The sequence below is a fragment of the Streptomyces sp. NPDC001663 genome (assembly GCF_042893105.1).
In the GTDB taxonomy this organism is placed as follows: Bacteria; Actinomycetota; Actinomycetes; order Streptomycetales; family Streptomycetaceae; genus Streptomyces.
In genome coordinates, this window is sequence record NZ_JBIAUR010000001.1 from 959,854 (window position 1) to 976,760 (window position 16,907).

General features: G+C 71.6%; 17 protein-coding genes. 7 read left to right on the plus strand and 10 right to left on the minus strand.

Annotation, left to right across the window (positions count from 1 at the left end):
• The first annotated feature begins 53 nt into the window (after nt 1–53).
• On the plus strand, nt 54–911 hold the full coding sequence (locus tag ACFY1L_RS04490) for a helix-turn-helix transcriptional regulator (RefSeq protein WP_388817983.1): 858 nt from the start codon (nt 54–56) through the stop codon (nt 909–911).
• Complete coding sequence (locus ACFY1L_RS04495) at nt 908–1,402, plus strand: NUDIX domain-containing protein (RefSeq protein WP_388817986.1); 495 nt, start codon at nt 908–910, stop codon at nt 1,400–1,402. The genes ACFY1L_RS04490 and ACFY1L_RS04495 overlap by 4 nt, the downstream gene beginning before the upstream one ends.
• A 194-nt stretch (nt 1,403–1,596) precedes the next feature.
• Here the strand turns inward: ACFY1L_RS04495 and ACFY1L_RS04500 are convergent, their stop codons facing one another.
• Nucleotides 1,597–1,797, minus strand: a complete 201-nt coding sequence (locus ACFY1L_RS04500) for a type II toxin-antitoxin system VapB family antitoxin (protein WP_388817989.1) — start codon at nt 1,795–1,797, stop codon at nt 1,597–1,599.
• Nucleotides 1,798–1,874: 77 nt separating this feature from the next.
• Here ACFY1L_RS04500 and ACFY1L_RS04505 point away from each other — a divergent pair, with 77 nt between their 5' ends.
• Both ACFY1L_RS04505 and ACFY1L_RS04510 read left to right on the plus strand, forming a co-directional pair.
• Nucleotides 1,875–2,615 carry an NAD-dependent deacetylase gene (locus tag ACFY1L_RS04505; RefSeq protein ID WP_388817992.1) on the plus strand — a complete coding sequence of 247 codons (741 nt, stop codon included), beginning with the start codon at nt 1,875–1,877 and terminating at the stop codon, nt 2,613–2,615.
• A gap of 46 nt (nt 2,616–2,661) precedes the next feature.
• Entirely contained in the window at nt 2,662–3,072 is a 411-nt protein-coding gene (locus tag ACFY1L_RS04510) for a hypothetical protein (protein WP_388817995.1), read from the plus strand.
• Between the two features lie 7 nt (nt 3,073–3,079).
• On the opposite strand, the gene ACFY1L_RS04515 is transcribed toward ACFY1L_RS04510, so the two are convergent.
• The 7 genes from ACFY1L_RS04515 to ACFY1L_RS04545 all read right to left on the minus strand — a co-directional run bounded on the left by ACFY1L_RS04515 (nt 3,080) and on the right by ACFY1L_RS04545 (nt 9,230).
• Nucleotides 3,080–4,315: a cytochrome P450 gene (locus tag ACFY1L_RS04515; RefSeq protein ID WP_388817998.1), complete on the minus strand. Its 1,236-nt coding sequence runs from the start codon at nt 4,313–4,315 to the stop codon at nt 3,080–3,082.
• Between the two features lie 24 nt (nt 4,316–4,339).
• Nucleotides 4,340–5,764, minus strand: a complete 1,425-nt coding sequence (locus ACFY1L_RS04520; protein ID WP_388818000.1) for an NAD(P)/FAD-dependent oxidoreductase — start codon at nt 5,762–5,764, stop codon at nt 4,340–4,342.
• Entirely contained in the window at nt 5,721–5,945 is a 225-nt protein-coding gene (locus ACFY1L_RS04525; RefSeq protein WP_053747430.1) for a ferredoxin, read from the minus strand. Before ACFY1L_RS04525 ends, ACFY1L_RS04520 begins: the two co-directional genes overlap by 44 nt.
• A 111-nt stretch (nt 5,946–6,056) precedes the next feature.
• Entirely contained in the window at nt 6,057–6,686 is a 630-nt protein-coding gene (locus ACFY1L_RS04530; protein ID WP_388818003.1) for a hypothetical protein, read from the minus strand.
• 122 nt (nt 6,687–6,808) lie between these two features.
• Nucleotides 6,809–7,198: a hypothetical protein gene (locus ACFY1L_RS04535; protein WP_388818006.1), complete on the minus strand. Its 390-nt coding sequence runs from the start codon at nt 7,196–7,198 to the stop codon at nt 6,809–6,811.
• 59 nt (nt 7,199–7,257) lie between these two features.
• Nucleotides 7,258–7,743: a methylated-DNA--[protein]-cysteine S-methyltransferase gene (locus ACFY1L_RS04540; RefSeq protein ID WP_388818009.1), complete on the minus strand. Its 486-nt coding sequence runs from the start codon at nt 7,741–7,743 to the stop codon at nt 7,258–7,260.
• Between the two features lie 17 nt (nt 7,744–7,760).
• The gene (locus ACFY1L_RS04545) at nt 7,761–9,230 is read right to left on the minus strand and encodes a DNA-3-methyladenine glycosylase 2 family protein (protein ID WP_388818953.1); all 1,470 of its coding nucleotides are present in this window, start codon (nt 9,228–9,230) and stop codon (nt 7,761–7,763) included.
• A gap of 183 nt (nt 9,231–9,413) precedes the next feature.
• Here ACFY1L_RS04545 and ACFY1L_RS04550 point away from each other — a divergent pair, with 183 nt between their 5' ends.
• Entirely contained in the window at nt 9,414–10,583 is a 1,170-nt protein-coding gene (locus tag ACFY1L_RS04550) for an MFS transporter (RefSeq protein ID WP_388818956.1), read from the plus strand.
• Between the two features lie 314 nt (nt 10,584–10,897).
• Here the strand turns inward: ACFY1L_RS04550 and ACFY1L_RS04555 are convergent, their stop codons facing one another.
• On the minus strand, nt 10,898–11,281 hold the full coding sequence (locus tag ACFY1L_RS04555) for a BlaI/MecI/CopY family transcriptional regulator (RefSeq protein WP_388818012.1): 384 nt from the start codon (nt 11,279–11,281) through the stop codon (nt 10,898–10,900).
• A gap of 139 nt (nt 11,282–11,420) precedes the next feature.
• On the opposite strand from ACFY1L_RS04555, the gene ACFY1L_RS04560 reads away from it, so the two are divergent.
• Nucleotides 11,421–11,834 carry a BlaI/MecI/CopY family transcriptional regulator gene (locus tag ACFY1L_RS04560; protein ID WP_388818015.1) on the plus strand — a complete coding sequence of 138 codons (414 nt, stop codon included), beginning with the start codon at nt 11,421–11,423 and terminating at the stop codon, nt 11,832–11,834.
• Nucleotides 11,831–12,766 (plus strand): M56 family metallopeptidase, encoded by a 936-nt coding sequence (locus tag ACFY1L_RS04565; protein WP_388818018.1) that lies wholly within the window; start codon nt 11,831–11,833, stop codon nt 12,764–12,766. The genes ACFY1L_RS04560 and ACFY1L_RS04565 overlap by 4 nt, the downstream gene beginning before the upstream one ends.
• Nucleotides 12,767–12,779: 13 nt before the next feature.
• Here the strand turns inward: ACFY1L_RS04565 and ACFY1L_RS04570 are convergent, their stop codons facing one another.
• Nucleotides 12,780–16,676 (minus strand): glycoside hydrolase family 2 TIM barrel-domain containing protein, encoded by a 3,897-nt coding sequence (locus ACFY1L_RS04570; protein ID WP_388818022.1) that lies wholly within the window; start codon nt 16,674–16,676, stop codon nt 12,780–12,782.
• Nucleotides 16,677–16,907: the final 231 nt, after the last annotated feature.

Here is a 16,907-nt window from a genome sequence, read left to right on the forward strand (position 1 = left end):
CCCTCCCACCCTCCGCCGGACCGCGGGCCGGTTGAAGAGTGCAGAATTTACTGGTGGCAGCGACACCAGTACCGGCAGGGCGGGACCACGGCCGCAAGGCGCTCGGCGCCTTCCTGCGTTCACGCCGCGAGCGCGCCGACCCCGCGGGGACCGGGCTGCCGCCAGGTGGCCGGCGCCGGACGCCGGGGCTGCGCCGCGAGGAGGTCTCGCTGCTCTCCGGTGTGAGCCTGACCTGGTACACCTGGCTCGAACAGGGCCGGGACATCAACGTCTCCCCGCAGATCCTGCTGGCCCTCTCCCGGGCGCTGCAGCTGGACGAGGTGGAGCGCACCCACCTGTTCCGCCTGTCGGGCCTGCCCGTCCCGGAACCGGCCGAGCGTTCCCGCGACGTCCCGGACGCGGTCCGCACGTTCCTGGACACGCTGATGCCCAACCCGGCGTTCGTGATCGACCGCTGCTTCGACGTCCTGGCCTGGAACCGGGCGCAGGAGCAGATCCTCGGCAGCACCCTGCGCGACCGCGCGCCCGGCGAGCTGAACAGCGTCTGGATGCTGTTCCGCGAGCCCCTGCTGCGGACGCTGATGCCCGAGTGGGAGGCGGAGGCGCGCTGGCTGACCGGGCTGCTGCGCCAGCAGGCGGCTTACGAGCTCGACAACCCCCGCTTCACGGAGCTGATCGACGAACTCCTCGCCACCAGCCCCGAGTTCGCGGCGCTGTGGCCGGAGCACGACGTCGTCGAGTTCCGGTCCTCGGTCCGCCGCTACCGTCACCCGGACGTGGGCGCCTTCGAGGTGTCGTACGTACGCATGGCGCCGGCGGAGGCGCCCTGGCTGAGCCTGATCTGTCACTTCCCCGCGCCGGGCAGCGAGGACGAGAGGCGTTTGCGCAAGCTGGTTACTCTTCCTGAATGACCAGCTCTGAAGATTTCGCCGCGTACATCGCGGGACTCCCCCGCGTCCTCTCCGGCGCCGCCGCCCTCTTCCGCGACGCCGAGGGCCGGGTGCTGCTCGTCGAGCCCAACTACCGTGAGGGCTGGGCGCTTCCGGGCGGCACGATCGAGTCCGACGACGGCGAGACCCCACGCCAGGGCGCGCGCCGCGAGACCCTCGAGGAGATCGGCCTCGACCGCGAACTCGGCCGACTGCTCGCGGTGGACTGGGTGTACCGGCCGACCTGGCCGCCGCTGGTGGCCTACCTCTACGACGGCGGGGTCCTCGCCGAGGACGACTTCAAAGCGATCCGGTTGCAGGAGGAGGAGCTGCTGTCGTGGCGGCTGGTGGAGCGCGGGGAGCTGGCCGAATATCTGCCGGGGGCGCTGGGGCGCCGCGTTCTGGCTGCGCTGGATGTGCTGGCGGAGGGGGCGGGGACGGCGGAGCTGGAGAACGGGCATCGGGTCGGCTGAGGGCCATCGGGTCAACTGACGGCCACTGGGTCAGCTGACGGCCACTGGGGCGACTGACGGCGACGGGTCATCACACGCGGTTGGCGGGATTCGGCCTCGGCGGTCCGCCGGATTCGGCCTCGGCGGCCGACCGGATCCTGTCCCAGCCGACCGGGATCAGCCTCGACCGCCTGGATCAGAGCCTGCTGCCGGGCTCAGCCCTCGACGTCCCTGGGCTTCACGTCCACCTCGCGCAGCGCCTCGTCCCGCGCGGCGACCCGGGCCTCGGTCCGGTGGCCGCGTTCGACGTAGTCGCGGACGACGAGCTCGACGGCGTCCTGGGGGCTGCTCACGCCGGCGAGCACCATGACTTCCACGACGAGTTCGGCGTCGAGCGAGACGGTGACCTTGGCCATGACGGGACGCTAGCAGCCCACCACCCCCGGCGATATCCGTTGGCCGCTCCCGGAGCGCCCGACCTACCCTCGGTGACATGACCAAGCCCCTCGTCGCCATTCTGAGCGGCGCCGGTATCTCGACCGACTCCGGCATCCCGGACTACCGCGGCCCCAACGGCCTGTGGCGGAAGGATCCCGAGGCCGAGAAGCTCGTGACGTACGAGTACTACATGCGCGATCCGGAGATCCGGCGGCGGTCCTGGCAGATGCGGCGCAAGAACCGGACGCTGAAGGCCGAGCCCAATGCCGCGCACCGCGCCGTGGCCGAGCTCGAGCAGGCCGGGGTGCCGGTGCGGGTCATCACGCAGAACGTCGACGGGCTGCACCAGCTCGCCGGGATGCCCGCCCGCAAGGTGCTCGAACTGCACGGCTCCGCGCGGAGCTTCGTGTGCACCGGGTGCCACGCGCGCGGGCCCATGGAGGACGCCCTCGCCCGGGTCGAGGCCGGGGAAGACGATCCGCCGTGCCTGGAATGCGGAGGGATCCTCAAGTCGGCGACCGTGATGTTCGGGGAGCGGCTCGATCCGGTGGTGCTGGGTGAGGCCGTCGCGATCACCAAGGCGTGTCAGGTGTTCATCGCCGTAGGGAGCAGTCTTCAGGTGCAGCCGGCCGCCGGGCTTGCCGGTGTCGCCGCGGATCACGGGGCGCGGCTCGTCATCGTCAACGCCGAGGCGACGCCGTACGACGAACTGGCCGACGAAGTCGTCCGCGAACCCATCGGCACCGCGCTGCCGAAGCTGCTGCGTCAACTCGGGCCGATCCAGCACGACAGCTAGTGCCGCATCAGGCAACCCTCGCCCTGCTGACGCTTACTCTGACGATGTGGCCGATGAGAAGGACCGCGGGAAGGGCACGAGCCGGAGCGGTCCGTGGGACCCGGTGGTGTCCACCGTGGTCCTGGAAATGGTTGGCCTCGGTTTCTCAGGGATCGTCGCCCTGTTGGCGTGGCCGTTCGGGTGGCTGCCCGACCCCGCTCTCGTCGCCTTCATGACGGGCATGTTCGCGGTCTGGCCTGCGGCTGAGTTGTACCGCGCCGGGCCGCCGCGCCGGCTTGCTGTGGTAGTCGCTCTCCTGGCGCTGGCAACGGTGACACTGCTCGTGGCTGCAGCAGTGAACTGGGCCTTTCCGGCGCCGGCTGACCCAGGCGTCGGTCTCCTTGTCGGCGTTCTTGCCGCGGCACCCCTCGGCGTGGCTGTACTGGCTTGGTTGCTCAACAGGGCGAATGCTGCCTGATGCGGCGCTAGGGGCGGATCCCGTCGCACGCGATGGGCAGGTGTCGCGGTCCACGCAGCACGGCGTTCTGGCGGTACGGGGGCGGGTCCTCCAGCAGGCGTGGGTTTTCCAGTCTCCGGGCCAGTTCCGACAGGGCGAGTTGGGTCTCCAGTCGGGCGAGTGGTGCGCCGAAGCAGCTGTGGATGCCGCTGCCCAGGCCGAGGTGCTGGATGTCCCGCCGGTCCGGGTCGAAGCGGTCCGGGTCCTCGAAGCGCTGGGGGTCGCGGTTGCCGGATGCCAGGACCAGCCAGAGGGAAGCGCCCTTGGGGATGGTGACGCCGCGGATCTCGATGTCGGCGAGGGTGGTGCGCTGGGGCACCAGTTGCACCGGTGGCTCGAAGCGCAGCAGTTCCTCAACGATGGGCACGGCCAGTTGCGGATCCGTACGCAGTCGCTCGAGGACTTCGGGATGGCGTAGCAGGGTCAGCATTCCGTTGGTGATGAGGTTGACGGTGGTCTCGTGTCCCGCGATCAGCAGCAGTGCCGCGGTGCTGAGCAGCTCCATCGTCGTCATCGGGCCGTCCTCGCCCTTGGCCGTGGCCAGTTGGGACAGCATGTCGTCGCCGGGGTTCTTGCGGCGTTCCTCGATCAGGCCGGCCAGGTACATGCCCAACTGCATACGGGCGTCGTGCGCGCCCTTGCCCCGCTCGGTGGGATCCGCGTCCGGGTCGGGGTCCAGGCTCGCGGCGAGGGTGTCCGCCCAGGTGTGGAAGCGGGCCTCGTCCTCGCGCGGTACGCCGAGCAGCCGGCAGATCACGGTCACCGGGAAGGGGTACGAGAACTGCTCCACCAGGTCGATCCGGCTCGGGTCGGCGATGCCGTCGATGAGGCCGGAGACGATGTCGTGGAGCTCTGGGCGCATCCCGTCGACGCGGCGCGGGGAGTGCGGTGGGCCGAAGGGCCGGTTCGTCATGCGGCGCATCCGGTCGTGTTCCGGCGGGTCGAGCCGCAGGAACCCGGGCGGCAGGGCGCTCTCCTCCTGGGCCGGCTCGGCCAGCGGGTCGCGAGTGGTCGAGGACAGGTTGCGGGCGTCGGAGCTGATCCGGGGATCGTGCAGGAGGCTGCGGATCTCGTGGTAGGTGCTGATGACGTACGGCCCGCCGGCTTCGTGGTGCACCGGCGTCTTCCGTAGCTCTTCGTAGATCGGGTACGGGTTGGCGCGGTTGGCGTAGTCCAGGATCTGGTGCAGCAAGGATTGCGTCATGGCGGGTCCTCGTGGCCGTACGGGTCAGTGCGCTGGGGTGAACGTCATCCGGCGGTCGGCCGGCGAGTATCCGCCGAGGGTCACGGTGGGGCCGTGGGTGGGCACCGACGGGTCGGGGAAGTCCGCGTCGAGCGGGCGCTGTCCGTCCGAGCGCCGGTCGACCGTGGGGAAGGGCGGCGGGAACGGCGCGGTGGTCTCGATCAGCTCCTGGTAGAACGGCAGCCATCGGCCCTGGTCGAAGGTGACCGCGCCGATGACGCGGCCCTGGTACCCGTAGACGCCGACGAACCGGTGGTCCTTGAGCGAGCCCTGCGAGATGAGGATCTCCGTCCCCAGCGACGGCACCCCGACCGACTTGATGTTCACTCCGAACTGCGAGGACCAGAAGGCCGGCACCTCCATGTGCGGGATGCGGTCGGAGCTCTCGCTGATCATGTTGTGCGCCGCGATCCGGGCCTGGGTGACGGCGTTGCCCCAGTGCTCCAGGGACAGGAACTGGTAGCCGAACAGGGGGTGCGGGCAGCGTGCGACGTCGCCCGCCGCGTAGATGTCGTCGGTGACGATTCCGCGGATGTCGAAGGCGCGGCAGCCGGCGTCGCAGGCGATGCCTCGGGGGCCTGCTCCGAGTCCGGATCCGGCGAGCCATTCGGTGTTGCGGGTGGCGCCGAGCGAGACGATCACCACGTCGGTCTCCACGGTGGAGCCGTCGGACAGATGCGCGGCGCGCACCCGTCCCGAGGCATCGCCCTCCAGCGCGGTCACCATGACCCCGCACCGCAGGTCCACACCGTGCTCGCGGTGCATCTCGGCGGCGACCGCGCCGACCACCCCACCGAGCGCGCCGACCAGGGGCGCCGAGCCGCGCTCGGCGACGGTGACGGCAAGGCCGCGTTCGCGGCAGGCGGAGGCGATCTCCGAGCCGGTGAACCCGGCCCCGATGACGAGGACCCGCTTGGGTCCTGCGTCCAGCCGCCGGGCGAACGCGGCACTGTCGTCGCGCGTCCGCAGGACGAAGACGCCGTCGAGTTCCGCCTCGGCCTCGCGCGGCCACGGCCGCGCCCGGACCCCGGTGGCGATCAGCAGCCGGTCGTACGGGACCTCGTCGCCGTCGGCCAGCCGCACCCGCCGTGCGGCCATGTCCAGGCCGGTGGCCGGGACACCCAGCCGCCAGGTCGCGTCGACCGAGCGGAGCCTGGGCAGCGCGGTGTGGTCGGCGGCCGCCCTGCCCAGCAGTACCTGCTTGGAGAGCGGGGGCCGGTCGTACGGCTCGTAAGGCTCGTCGCCGATCATGGTCAGGGAGCCCGCGAAGCCCTCGGCCCGCAGGGTTTCGGCAGCGCGCAGGCCGGCCAGCGAGGCACCTACGACGACGATGCGGCCCTCGCGTTTGAGCCGTTCCAGGGATCCGTCACCGAGCACCGGACACCGCCTCGGCCGGTACGTCCACCGCATCGACGAGGATGGCCTGGACCGGGCAGGCCGCGGCGGCCTGGGCCAGCTTCGCGCGCTGTGCCTCGTCGGCCTCCGGGTCGTACAGCAGCGCCTCCTCGCCGTGCATGGCGAAGATCTCGGGGGCGAGGAACGCGCACTGCGCATACCCCTGACAGCGGTTCAGGTCGACGGCAATCCTCACCACGGGATCGGTCCTCTCCAACGGCCCGGTCGGCCCCCTGCGACCACCCTCGGTGGCCGGACGGGATGCGGCGACGAGGAGGAGGCCGTTCGAGTGAGTGGTGCGGTCGGCTCAGGTCGATGTGGCCGGCTGTGGCGGGGCGGGACGCCGGCCCCGCAGGATGTTCAGGCTGAGGAGCAACGCCCAGGCCGGGAAGACCAGTTCGGACCAGGGCACGCTCGACCCCACCACGAGCAGCGTGAGGCCCGCCAGGTAGCCGAGGGCGACGAGCGGGCGCGGGAGGGCACCGCGGCGGCGGCCGATGGTCGAGGTGGTGATGATGAACACCGCCGCCATGCGCATGGCGTACGTGGTCAGCAGGGCGTAGGCGAAGCCCCGGCCGAAAGGAGGGTTCTGCTGACCCTCGTCGAGCACGGTTCCGGCCGCCGCGGCAGCGCCGAACAGGGTGGCGACGAAGACCAGGCCGCTGCCCAGGAAAACGGTGGAGAAGAACTGGTCCTCGCCCTCGCCGGCCTGCTCGCGCAGGGCGCCCATGAACCACAGGAAGGCGATCCCGGCGAACGGCAGCAGCTCCAGCGCCGTCCGCACGGCGCTCCGCTGTGCGGCATCGACGGTTGCGTCGCCCCCGTCGGGCAGAGCGATGCGCATCAGGATGATCGCGGCAGCCATCAGGACCGCGAACACCACTCCGGCCACGCCGGCGGCCCAGGGGGTCGCGAGGCGCTCGTGCTTTCGCTCCATGGTCTCCCGCTTTCTGCCCGGTCCTCCTTCGTACAGACACCAGCGATCCGGGGACTCGCGCCACCGGGGTCACTCGGGAGGAAGACCGGGGTGCGCCATACAGGTCATGGCTGGTGGTCCGATCACGGCCACTGCGACCAGTCCTCGATGCGTTCGGCGGTCACCAAGGTGACCACGGTGCCCGCTGGATGAGGAGAGGCGATGGTCCCGAACATGCCTCGCCGAATGCGCCGCGGCTCGTCCATTACGACCTGGACCACCTCGCAGGTCGGCTCGCCCGGGCCGCCGAGAAGACAGTGCACGCCCGGCTTGAGCGCTTGCGAAGGGGCGGAGACCGAGAACTCATCCGACCGCACGGTCTGGATCGGCTCGGTGAGCGTCATCGGCTGTGCCTCCGCCTCGGCCCTGATCACGTAGCCGCCGCGGGCGGATTCTTCGTCGTCCTCATCGTCTTCGACCGGGATGTAGTTGGCGTGCCTCGCTCGGGAGCTCGACCGCTTCAGGAACCTCATGGTTCATTTTCCCCGCGACGCAGGCCGAGCGCCCCGGCACACTGCTGCACGCCGACCGGCTAGAACAGCGCCCTTCCGCTCTCGAAGTCCAGCAGGCGTTGTTTGCGGTCCAGGCCGCCGCCGTAGCCCGTGAGGCTGCCGTTCGCGCCGACCACTCGGTGGCAGGGGACGATGATGCCGATCGGGTTCCTGCCGTTGGCGAGACCTACCGCGCGGGACGCGGAAGGGTTACCCAGGGCGTCGGCCAGGTCGCCGTAGGAGCGGGTTTCGCCGTAGGGGATCTTGCGGAGCTGGTCCCAGACGGAGCGTTGGAATGGTGTTCCGTGCAGGCGGAGTTCGAGGGTGAACTCCTTCAACTCGCCTGCGAAGTAGGCCTTCAGTTGTTGCTCGGCCTCGGCGAAGGGGGTGCCGTCCGGGAGGCCGAAGGTCTCCTCCGATGGACGGTGGCGTTGGTCGGTCATGTAGAGGCCGCACAGGACACCGTCGTCGGCTACGAGGGTGAGGGGGCCGTAGGGGCTGGGGATGATCGTGTGCTGCTTCGTCATGGGTTTTTCGAACGTCCTTATACCGGGAGGAAGTTGATCGGGTGGCTGTCCGTCGCCCACAGGTACTGGACCGCGTACGCCCGCCAGGGGCGCCAGGCCGCCGCGCGGGCGGTGAGGGCCGCCGGGGTGGACGGGAGGCCCAACTCCTGGGCGGCGCGGCGGATTCCGAGGTCGGTGGGGAGGAAGGCGTCGGGGTCGCCCAGGGCGCGCATGGCGATGACGTCGACCGTCCAGGGGCCGAAGCCGGGGAGGGAGAGGAGGCGGTCGCGGGTTTCCGTCCAGTCGCTGTCGACGCCCAAGTTGACCTCGCCGTCGGCCAGTTGGCGGACCAGCGTGGTGAACGTGGTGCGGCGGGTGCGGGGCATCGCCAGGGACTCCGGGTTCACCGCGGCCAGGGAATCGGGAGTCGGGAAGAGGTGCGTCAAGCCGCCTTCGGGATCGTCCACCGGGTCGCCGTACGCCGTGACCAGGCGGGCCGCATGCGTGCGGGCCGCGGCCGTGGAGACCTGCTGGCCGAGGACCGCTCTTACGGCGAACTCCGCCTCGTCGACCGTGCGCGGTACGCGGCGGCCGGGTGCCTTGTCGACCAGCGGGGCCAGCAGCGGGTCCGTGCGGAGCTGGTCGTCGATCGCGACCGGGTCGGCGTCCAGGTCGAGCATGCGGCGGCAGCGGCTGATGGCGACGGGCAGATCGCGCAGGTCGCTGAGGGTGAGGCGGCAGGCGACGTGGTCGGCTTTCGGGGTCAGGGTCGCGATGCCGTGGCCGTACGGGAGGCGGAGGGTGCGGCGGTAGGCGCCGTCGCGCCACTCCTCGACGCCGGGTACGGCCGTGGCGGCGAGGTGGCCGAAGAGGTTGTCGGGGTTGAGGGGGGCGCGGAACGGGAGGCGGAGGGTGAGGACGCCGGGCGCCGTCGGGGCGTTCTTCTTCGGCAGGCGGGCACGCAGTTCGGACGGGGAGAGGGCGAAGACCTCGCGGACCGTGTCGTTGAAGGTGCGGATCGAGGAGAAGCCGGCGGCGAAGGCGATCTCCGCCATCGGGAGGAGCGTCGTCTCGATCAACAGGCGTGCTGTCTGGGCGCGTTGGGCTCGGGCCAGGGCCAGGGGGCCGGCGCCGAGTTCGGCGAGCAGCTGGCGTTCGATCTGGCGGGTGCTGTAGCCGAGGCGGGCGGCGAGGCCGGGTACGCCGTCGCGGTCCACGACGCCGTCGGCGATCAGACGCATCGCGCGGGCCACGAGGTCGGCGCGCTGGTTCCACTCCGGGGAGCCGGGGCTGGTGTCGGGGCGGCAGCGCTTGCAGGCCCGGAAGCCGGCCTGCTGGCAGGCGGCCGCGCTCGGGTAGAAGGTCATGTTCTCCGGCTTGGGCGGTACGACCGGGCAGCTGGCCCGGCAGTAGATCCGGGTGGTCAGGACCGCCGTGAAGAACCATCCGTCGAAGCGGGCGTCCTTGGACTGGACGGCACGTACGCAGCGCTCTCGGTCGGTGTGCATCCCGTTCTGCATGCGTCCAGCATCGGCGATGGAGGCGGTACGGGGCTGGCGAGAATCCGACATCAAGGTGGTGTGTGCTGGGGCGGTCCGGATCACCAGCGGTTCCGTATACCTGAGCAGTCATTCATATGTGCGTGTGTGGTGGGTACGCTGCCGCCCATGGCGCATGAACGGCAGCGGTCGATGTGGCCGCTGTACGCGGCCGGGTTCACCACCGCCTTCGGGGCGCACGGTATCGCCGCGAACCTCGGGGGTGCCGGGGAGGGCGCGGTCACCTCGCTGCTCGTCCTGGGCGGGCTGCTCGCGCTCTACGACGGGGCGGAGGTGCTGCTGAAGCCCGTGTTCGGCACGGTGGCCGACCGGGTCGGGGCGCGGCCGGTGCTGCTCGGCGGGCTGGTGGCGTTCGCCGTCGCGTCCGCGCTGTACGTCCTCGCGGACAGTCCGGGGTGGCTGTGGGCCGCGCGGCTGGGGCAGGGGGCGGCGGCCTCGGCGTTCTCGCCGGCCGCGTCCGCGCTGGTGGCCCGGCTCAATCCGGCGGCCAAACACGGGCGGGCCTTTGGGAGTTACGGCTTCTGCAAGTCCGTCGGCTACACACTGGGCCCCCTGCTGGGCGGGCTGCTCGTGTGGGCGGGCGGACTGCGGCTGCTGTTCACCGTGCTGGCGGTGCTCGGCGCCGCCGTCGCGGTGTGGGCACTGGTCGCCGTGCCTGTCGTAGCGCCTCTCCCCCGTGCCCGGCAGACCGTCCTGGACCTGGCGCGGCGGCTGACGGAGGCGGCGTTCCTGGTGCCGACGACCGCGCTCGCGGGGGCGACCGCCGCGCTGTCGGTCGGGGTGGGGTTCCTGCCGGTGTCCGGTGCGGCGGCGGGGCTCGGGACGGTGGCGACGGGCGCCGCGGTATCGGTGTTGGCCGCCTGCGCGGCGGTCGTACAGCCGCGTGCGGGGCGGGCGCTGGACGCGGGGCGGCTCTCCGCGCGCGCCGGGCTCACCGCCGGGCTGCTGCTCGCGGCGGCCGGCCTGGCCTGCGCGATGCTGCCCGGCCTGGCCGGCGTCCTCCTCGCCGCCGCCCTCATCGGCACCGGCACGGGCCTGATCACCCCGCTCGGCTTCGCGACCCTCGCGTCGACGACCCCGCCGGAACGGCTCGGTCAGACCATGGGCGCGGCGGAACTAGGACGCGAACTGGGCGATGCGGGCGGTCCGTTGCTGGTGGCCGCGGTCGCGACGGCGGCGACGCTGACGTACGGATTCGGGGCGCTGGCGGTGGTGTTGGGGTGCGGGGCGGTGGGGGTTGTGGCGGGGGTGCGGCGAGGGGTGGCCGGGGCTCGTCAGGGCGGCGACCGGAGCAGCCCGTGAGGCGGCGGATCCGCCTCGGCGAGCCCCGCTTGCTGTCTGCACACCAGCTCGCCCGTCATCGCTGAGCCCGCCCGCCTGCCACCGCCGAGCACCCGCCTGCCGCTGGTGAGCCGCCCGCCCGTCCTGCTTCCGCCGAGCCGACCTGCTGCCACCCGTGAGCCGACCCGTCTGCCGCCGGTGACCCGCCCGCCCCGCTTCCGCTGAGCCCGACCTTCTGTCACCCGTGAGCCGACCCGCCCCGCCCGGCGGCGGTGAGCCACCCATCCTGCTTCCGCTGAGCCGCCCCGCTTGCCTCCGGTGCCGAGCCCGCCCCCTCACCCCTCCCTCTCCCCGAGCGCCTTGCGCAGAGCCGTCTCCTCCTCCGGGCCCAGCCCCGTCACGAACTGCTGGAGGGCCGCGGTCGGGTCCGGGTTGCGGGCCAGTGCCCGGTGCATGGCCTCCGCGGTCATCTGTGCCTCGTTCTTCACCGGGCGGTAGGCACCGCGCCGTCCGTCCGCGTCGCGCAGGACCAGGCCCTTGTCGTGCAGGCGTCTCAGGATGGTGTGCACGGTGTTGTAGGCGAGGTCGCCGTCGAGTCCGGACTGGATCTCGGCCGGGGTGAGGGGCCGGTCCGTCGCCCACAGGGTGGCGAGGACCGCGCTCTCCAGCTCTCCCGGGTTGCGCCGCTCGGCCCTGCCGCGAGGGGTCGCGCCTGCCATGACCACTACGTTACGGCGCGCCGGGTCCGCCGAAAACCGAGCGGCAGGGAGAGAGCACGGGCCACCGAGCGACTACAGTCACGTAGACGGGTCCATGGGACTGTGAGCTGTGGACCGATGAGAGCCGAGGAGCGCTTCCATGCCCGAAGGGCAGCAGGACGAGCCGGTCGGAGGGCGGGCGGACCGGCGGCCGGCCGGCGAGCTGGAGGCGAGCGTGCTGGCCGCGCTGTGGGCCGCCGACGGGCCGCTCACGCCCGGTGCCGTGCAGCTGGAGCTCGGCGGCGGCCTCGCCCGCACCACCGTGACCACGATCCTCACGCGTCTGCACGCCAAAGGTGCGGTCACCCGCGCACGCTCGGGCCGCGGCTACGCCTACGCCCCGGTCCAGGACTCCCCCGGTCTCACCGCCCGCCGTATGCACGCCGAACTCGACAAGGACGAGGACCGCGGCACCGTGCTCGCCCGCTTCGTCTCCGATCTGAGCCCCGAGGACGAGCAGCTGCTGCGCACCCTCCTGGACGGCGGGGACGGGACCGCGGGAGACGCCCCGTGATCTACGCCGTGTGGCTTCCGCTGGTCGTGCCGTTGCTGGTGCCACTGCTCACCGTGCCCGTGGCGCGCCGCGGTGCCGAGCAGGTCTCGCCGCGGACGGCCGCCTGGGCGCTGACCGCCCTCGCGCTGGTCCTGGCCGTCTCCAGCACGGCCGCGCTGGCGCTGCTCGCCCTCGCCGGTGCCCTGCGGCTGCCGTTCGTCGCGGCGCTCGCCCACCTCTCCCCGCGCCTGCTGGGGGACGGCTCGCCCGCCACCGTGCCGGCCGCGGTCCTGGCCACCCTCGTGCTGGCGGCACTCGGCCTCGGGCTCTTCCACCGGACCCGGCGCCATCTCCGCGAACTGCGCACCGCCCAGCGGCAGTTGGCGAGCGCGTCGAGCGCCGGTGACCTCTGCGTACGGCACGACGACCGGCCGGACGCGTACGCCCTGCCCGGGCGGCCCGGCCGTATCGTCGTCACCACCGGGATGCTGCGTGCCCTCGGCGCGCAGGAGCGTGAGGTGCTGTTCGCCCACGAGCGCGCCCATCTCGCCGGCCGGCATCATCTCTTCCTCGCGGCGGCCGAGTTCGCCGTAGCCCTGCATCCGGCCCTGCGCGGGCTGCGCGCCCCGCTGTCGTACGCCTTGGAGCGCTGGGCCGACGAGTCCGCCGCGCGGGCGACGGGCGATCGCGCGCTCACCGCCCGCGCCGTCGGCCGCGCCGCCCTCGCCGCCCGTGCGGCGGGCCCCCGCCCCCGGCTGTCCCTCACGGCCACGGCGGGCCCGGTCCCCCGCCGCGTCACCGCCCTGCTGAACCCGAGCGCGCCCGCCACCCGCCTGCTCCCCCGCGCCCTGGCCGGTCTGCTCCTGACCTGCGTGGCCGTATCGGCGACCGCGGCGACGGACGCGGCCACCGATCTGCACGCGGGCATCGAGGTCGCCCAGGGAGAGCGCTGAGCACAGGGACGCGCTACTGGGAGAACTCGCTCGCCGTCGGCCTGCGCGAGGCCGCCATCGCCTCGTCCACGTCGGTCAGCGGCCGCAGCCGGTAGGTGTAGGCGTAGTCGCGGTCGGCGAACAGCTTGTACTCGTCGTGGGTGTGCGCGCCCCAGCTGTTGTCGCCGCCGACGCCCATCTGGCGGTGGTTGAGGCGCAGGACGACCTCCTTGCGCGGGGTGAGCTGGTAGTCGTGGCGGACGCCGGTCGAGAGGTCCTCGGGCGTGAGGTGCGAGGCGTTGACCTCCAGGAGTGGCTCACCGGAGACGAGCAGCCCGACGCCGTCGCGGTCGGTGAGGGCGATCCAGCGGACGTCGGTCTTGTTGCCGCTCTCCTGTGGGCGCAGGTAGGAGGTCCGCTGTCCGGTGACGGTGCCGGAGTACAGGCCCACGTCGGTGGCGTCGTTGCGGTCCCAGTGGTTCTCCTCGGGGCCGCGGCCGTAGTAGTGCAGGTGTTCCAGCCGCGCCGGCAGGGTCAGCAGCGTGCCCACCTCCGGGAGGTACGGCAGGTTCGAGGCGCCCGGGTGCAGGGTGTTGTCGACCTTGATCTCACCGTTTCCGAAGACGGTGTAGGTGGTGGTGTACGTCGACTCGGTGGTCGTGGGCAGGGTGCCGGTGACCTTGATCTCGACGGCCCGGTCGCGCAGCGCCCGCACGCCGACCTCGGTCACCTTGCGGTTCGCGCCGACGTCGCGCCAGGTCTGGTTGCGGGTGTGCTGGCCGTTGCCCCGGTCGTTGTCGGTGGGGGCCCGCCAGAAGTTGGGCGCGGGGCCGGAGGCGATCAGTTCCGTCCGGCCGGAGCGGTAGGAGGTGATGACGCCGGTGCGCTTGTCCACGGTGACGGTGAAGTCCTCGCCGGCGACGGTCACGGTGGTGTCGCCGTCCTCGTGGGAGAGGGCCGGGATCTCTCCGAGGGGCACGGGGGTCACGGGCGGGCTGCCCGCGTCGAGCGGGAGTTGCTGCCGGGCGATCTCGAAGCCCGCGTCGGCCCAGGGCGTGGACTCCTTGAGGGTGAAGGCGAGTTCGAGGAAGTACTCGGCGCCGGGCGCGGGGGCGGCGGGCAGCCGGAGCGGGACGCTGATGTCCTTGCCGGACAGCGGTGCAACGTCCAGCTGACTGCGCGTCAACTTGCCGCGCTGGACGGTCTTTCCGTCTGCAACCAGCGACCAACGGCCGTCGAAGGCCGAGAGGTTGGTGAACAGGTACTCGTTGGTGAGCGTGACCTGGCCCGGCGCGCTGCCCGAAGTGACCTGGACGGCCTGGTAGATCCGCTTGACCTCGGCCGACTTGCCGGTGAGTCCGCGGTCGGCGGTGACGATGCCGTCCCCGGAGAAGGCACCGTCGTTGGGGTTGTCGCCCCAGTCGCCGCCATAGGCGTAGAAGGTCTTGTCGCGGGACCGTTTCTCGGTGAAGCCGACGGTGGCGGCGTCGAACCAGAACCGTACACCGGCGTCGCCCGGCCCGCGGCTGCCGGAGGCCAGCTCGGCGGCGCTCAGCGCGCGGGCGTAGACGCGGGCCCGCCGGATGGTGCCGCTGAACTCCCGGGTGGGGTTGTCGACGTCGGTGGCCAGGGACAGGGGCGCGGTGTTGACGGCGGGGCGCACGGTGGTGGTGCGGGTGGCCCGGACCGTGCCGTCGACGTGCAGGGCCAGGGTGCCGGCCTCGGCGTCGTAGACACCCGCGACATGGTGTTCGCTGCCGGTCCAGTCGTCGGGGAGCGCCCAACTCGCGGTGATCCACTGGCCGCTGCCGTAGATGAAGAACTCGAGGGTGCGGTTCGTCTGCTTGAGGGCGTACTGGGTGTCGCCCTTGGCGAGGATCGGCTGGTGGTAGCCGGTGACATGGGGGGTGAACCAGGCTTCCAGGGTCAGCGAGCCGGTGAGATCGAGGCGCGGGTCGCGGGCGAAGACGGTGCCGCCGGAGACGCCCTTGTCGCGGGTGAACGTGCCGGCGGGGGCGACGGTCTCGCCGCTCAGTGCGATCGGGCCGGACTCGGTGAAATGCTTGCGCGTCGGGGTGGGCCAGGCGAGGGCCTGGTCGACGAAGTCCCAGATCCAGCCGCCCTGCAGCACGTCATGACGGCGGATCAGGTCCCAGTACTTCCTGAAGTTGCCGCTGGAGTTCCCCATCGCATGGGAGTACTCGATCATCACGTACGGCCGGGTGTCGGCGGTGTCCTTCGCCCGTGACTCGACACGGGAGGGGCTGTCGTACATCTCGGAGCGGATGTCGCTGATGCCCGGGCGGTCGTCGCCCTCGTACTGGATGACGCGGGTGGTGTCGTAGGAGCGGATCCAGTCGTGCATGGCGGTGAAGGTGCTGCCGCCGCCAGCCTCGTTGCCGAGCGACCAGATGACGACCGAGGCGTGGTTCTTGTCCCGGTGGACCATGTTCCGGGCGCGCGCCACGCACGCCTGCGTCCACTCCGCGTGGTTTCCGGGGTACTCGCTCCGGATGCCGTGGGTCTCGAGGTTGGTCTCGTCCACGAGGTAGAGGCCGTACTCGTCGGCGAGCTCCAGCCACAGCGGGTTGTTGGGGTAGTGCGAGGTGCGGACGCTGTTGATGTTCAGGCGCTTGATGATGCCGATGTCCTCGACCAGGTCCTCGCGGGTGAGGGCCGAGCCGCGGACCGGGTGCATCTCGTGCCGGTTGGTGCCGCGGAAGGAGACCGGTTGGCCGTTGATGCGCATCAGCCCGTCCTTGAGGGCGAATTCACGCAGACCGACCCGGTGGGACAGGGTCTCGACCACCCGGCCGGCCGGGTCGCGCAGGCGGAGCACGGCCGTGTAGAGGTACGGGTCCTCGGCCGACCACAGACGCGGTGCGGGCACGGCCTTCGCGGCCTGTACGGTGCTCTCCGCGCCGGAGTCGAGTTCGACGGCCTGTTGCAGGGGTCTGGGCCACACCGGGTGCCCGCCGGCGTCGTAGAGCTGGGTCTCGACGGAGTAGCTGCCCGCGCCCTGTCCGCCGTAGTCGCGCACGCTCGCGGTGACCGACAGTTCGGCCGCCGTGTGGTCGTCGCTCAGCGGGGTGTCGAGTCTGAAGTCGCGCAGGTGCACGGCCGGCGTGGAGTAGAGGTAGACGGAGCGGAAGATGCCGCTCAGCCGGATCATGTCCTGGTCTTCCAGCCAGTCGCCGTCGGAGTAGCGGTAGACCTCGACCGCGATCTGGTTGGTACCTGCCTTCAGGTGTGGGGTGATGTCGTATTCGGCGGGGTCGTAGGAGTCCTCGTGGTAGCCGACCAGCTCGCCGTTGATCCATACGTAGTGGGCGGACTTGACGCCTTCGAAGTGCAGGAAGGTCCGCCGCCCCGCCCAGCCGCGCGGGACCGTGAAGGTGCGGCGGTACTGGCCCACGGGGTTGTAGCGGGTGGGGGCGGCCGGCGGTTGCGCGTCCTCGCCGAGGCCGTTGGGGCCCCACCACGGGTAGGTGATGTTGATGTAGATCGGGCGGTCGTAGCCGTGCAGCTGCCATGCGGAGGGCACCGGGATCGTGTCCCAGCCGCTGTCGTCGAGATCGGTGCGGTGGAAGTCGACGTCCCGGTCGTCGGGGCGGTCGGCGTGCGCGAACTTCCACTTCCCGTCGAGGCTCAGACGGTACGGCGAGCGCGTGCGGTCGGCGGCGAGCGCCTGCCCGAGGGTCGCGTACGGCATGAGGGTGGTGTGCGGCGGCTCGGTGCCCAGCTGGAAGACGGCGATGTTGCCGTTCCACTCGGGTGTGCCGTCCGCCGTCGCGTCCGGATCGGCGGCGTGTGCGGTGGCCGACGGCCCGGACAGGGCGAGTGCGCCGAGGAGGGCAGCCCCGCTTTCGAGAAGACGGCGGCGGCTGACGAGCCGGTCGGCGAGGGGCGGGTGCACGTGGGGGTGCGGCATGATCGTGGCCTTCCTCGGGACGACAGTGCGGGTGCGCGTACTGAGGGTGCGTCAGATCTTGTTGGATCCTGTGGGATACGGAAGTTGATACCGGGTCAGTTGACAGCTGACGGTGACACAGGGACTACACAAACAGCTGCACCCTAGGTCCCGAACAGAACCGAAGCAATGATCCTGTCGGACTCTGTGCGATCCTGCGGATTCGAAGTCCGCACATCTCGCTGAACCCTG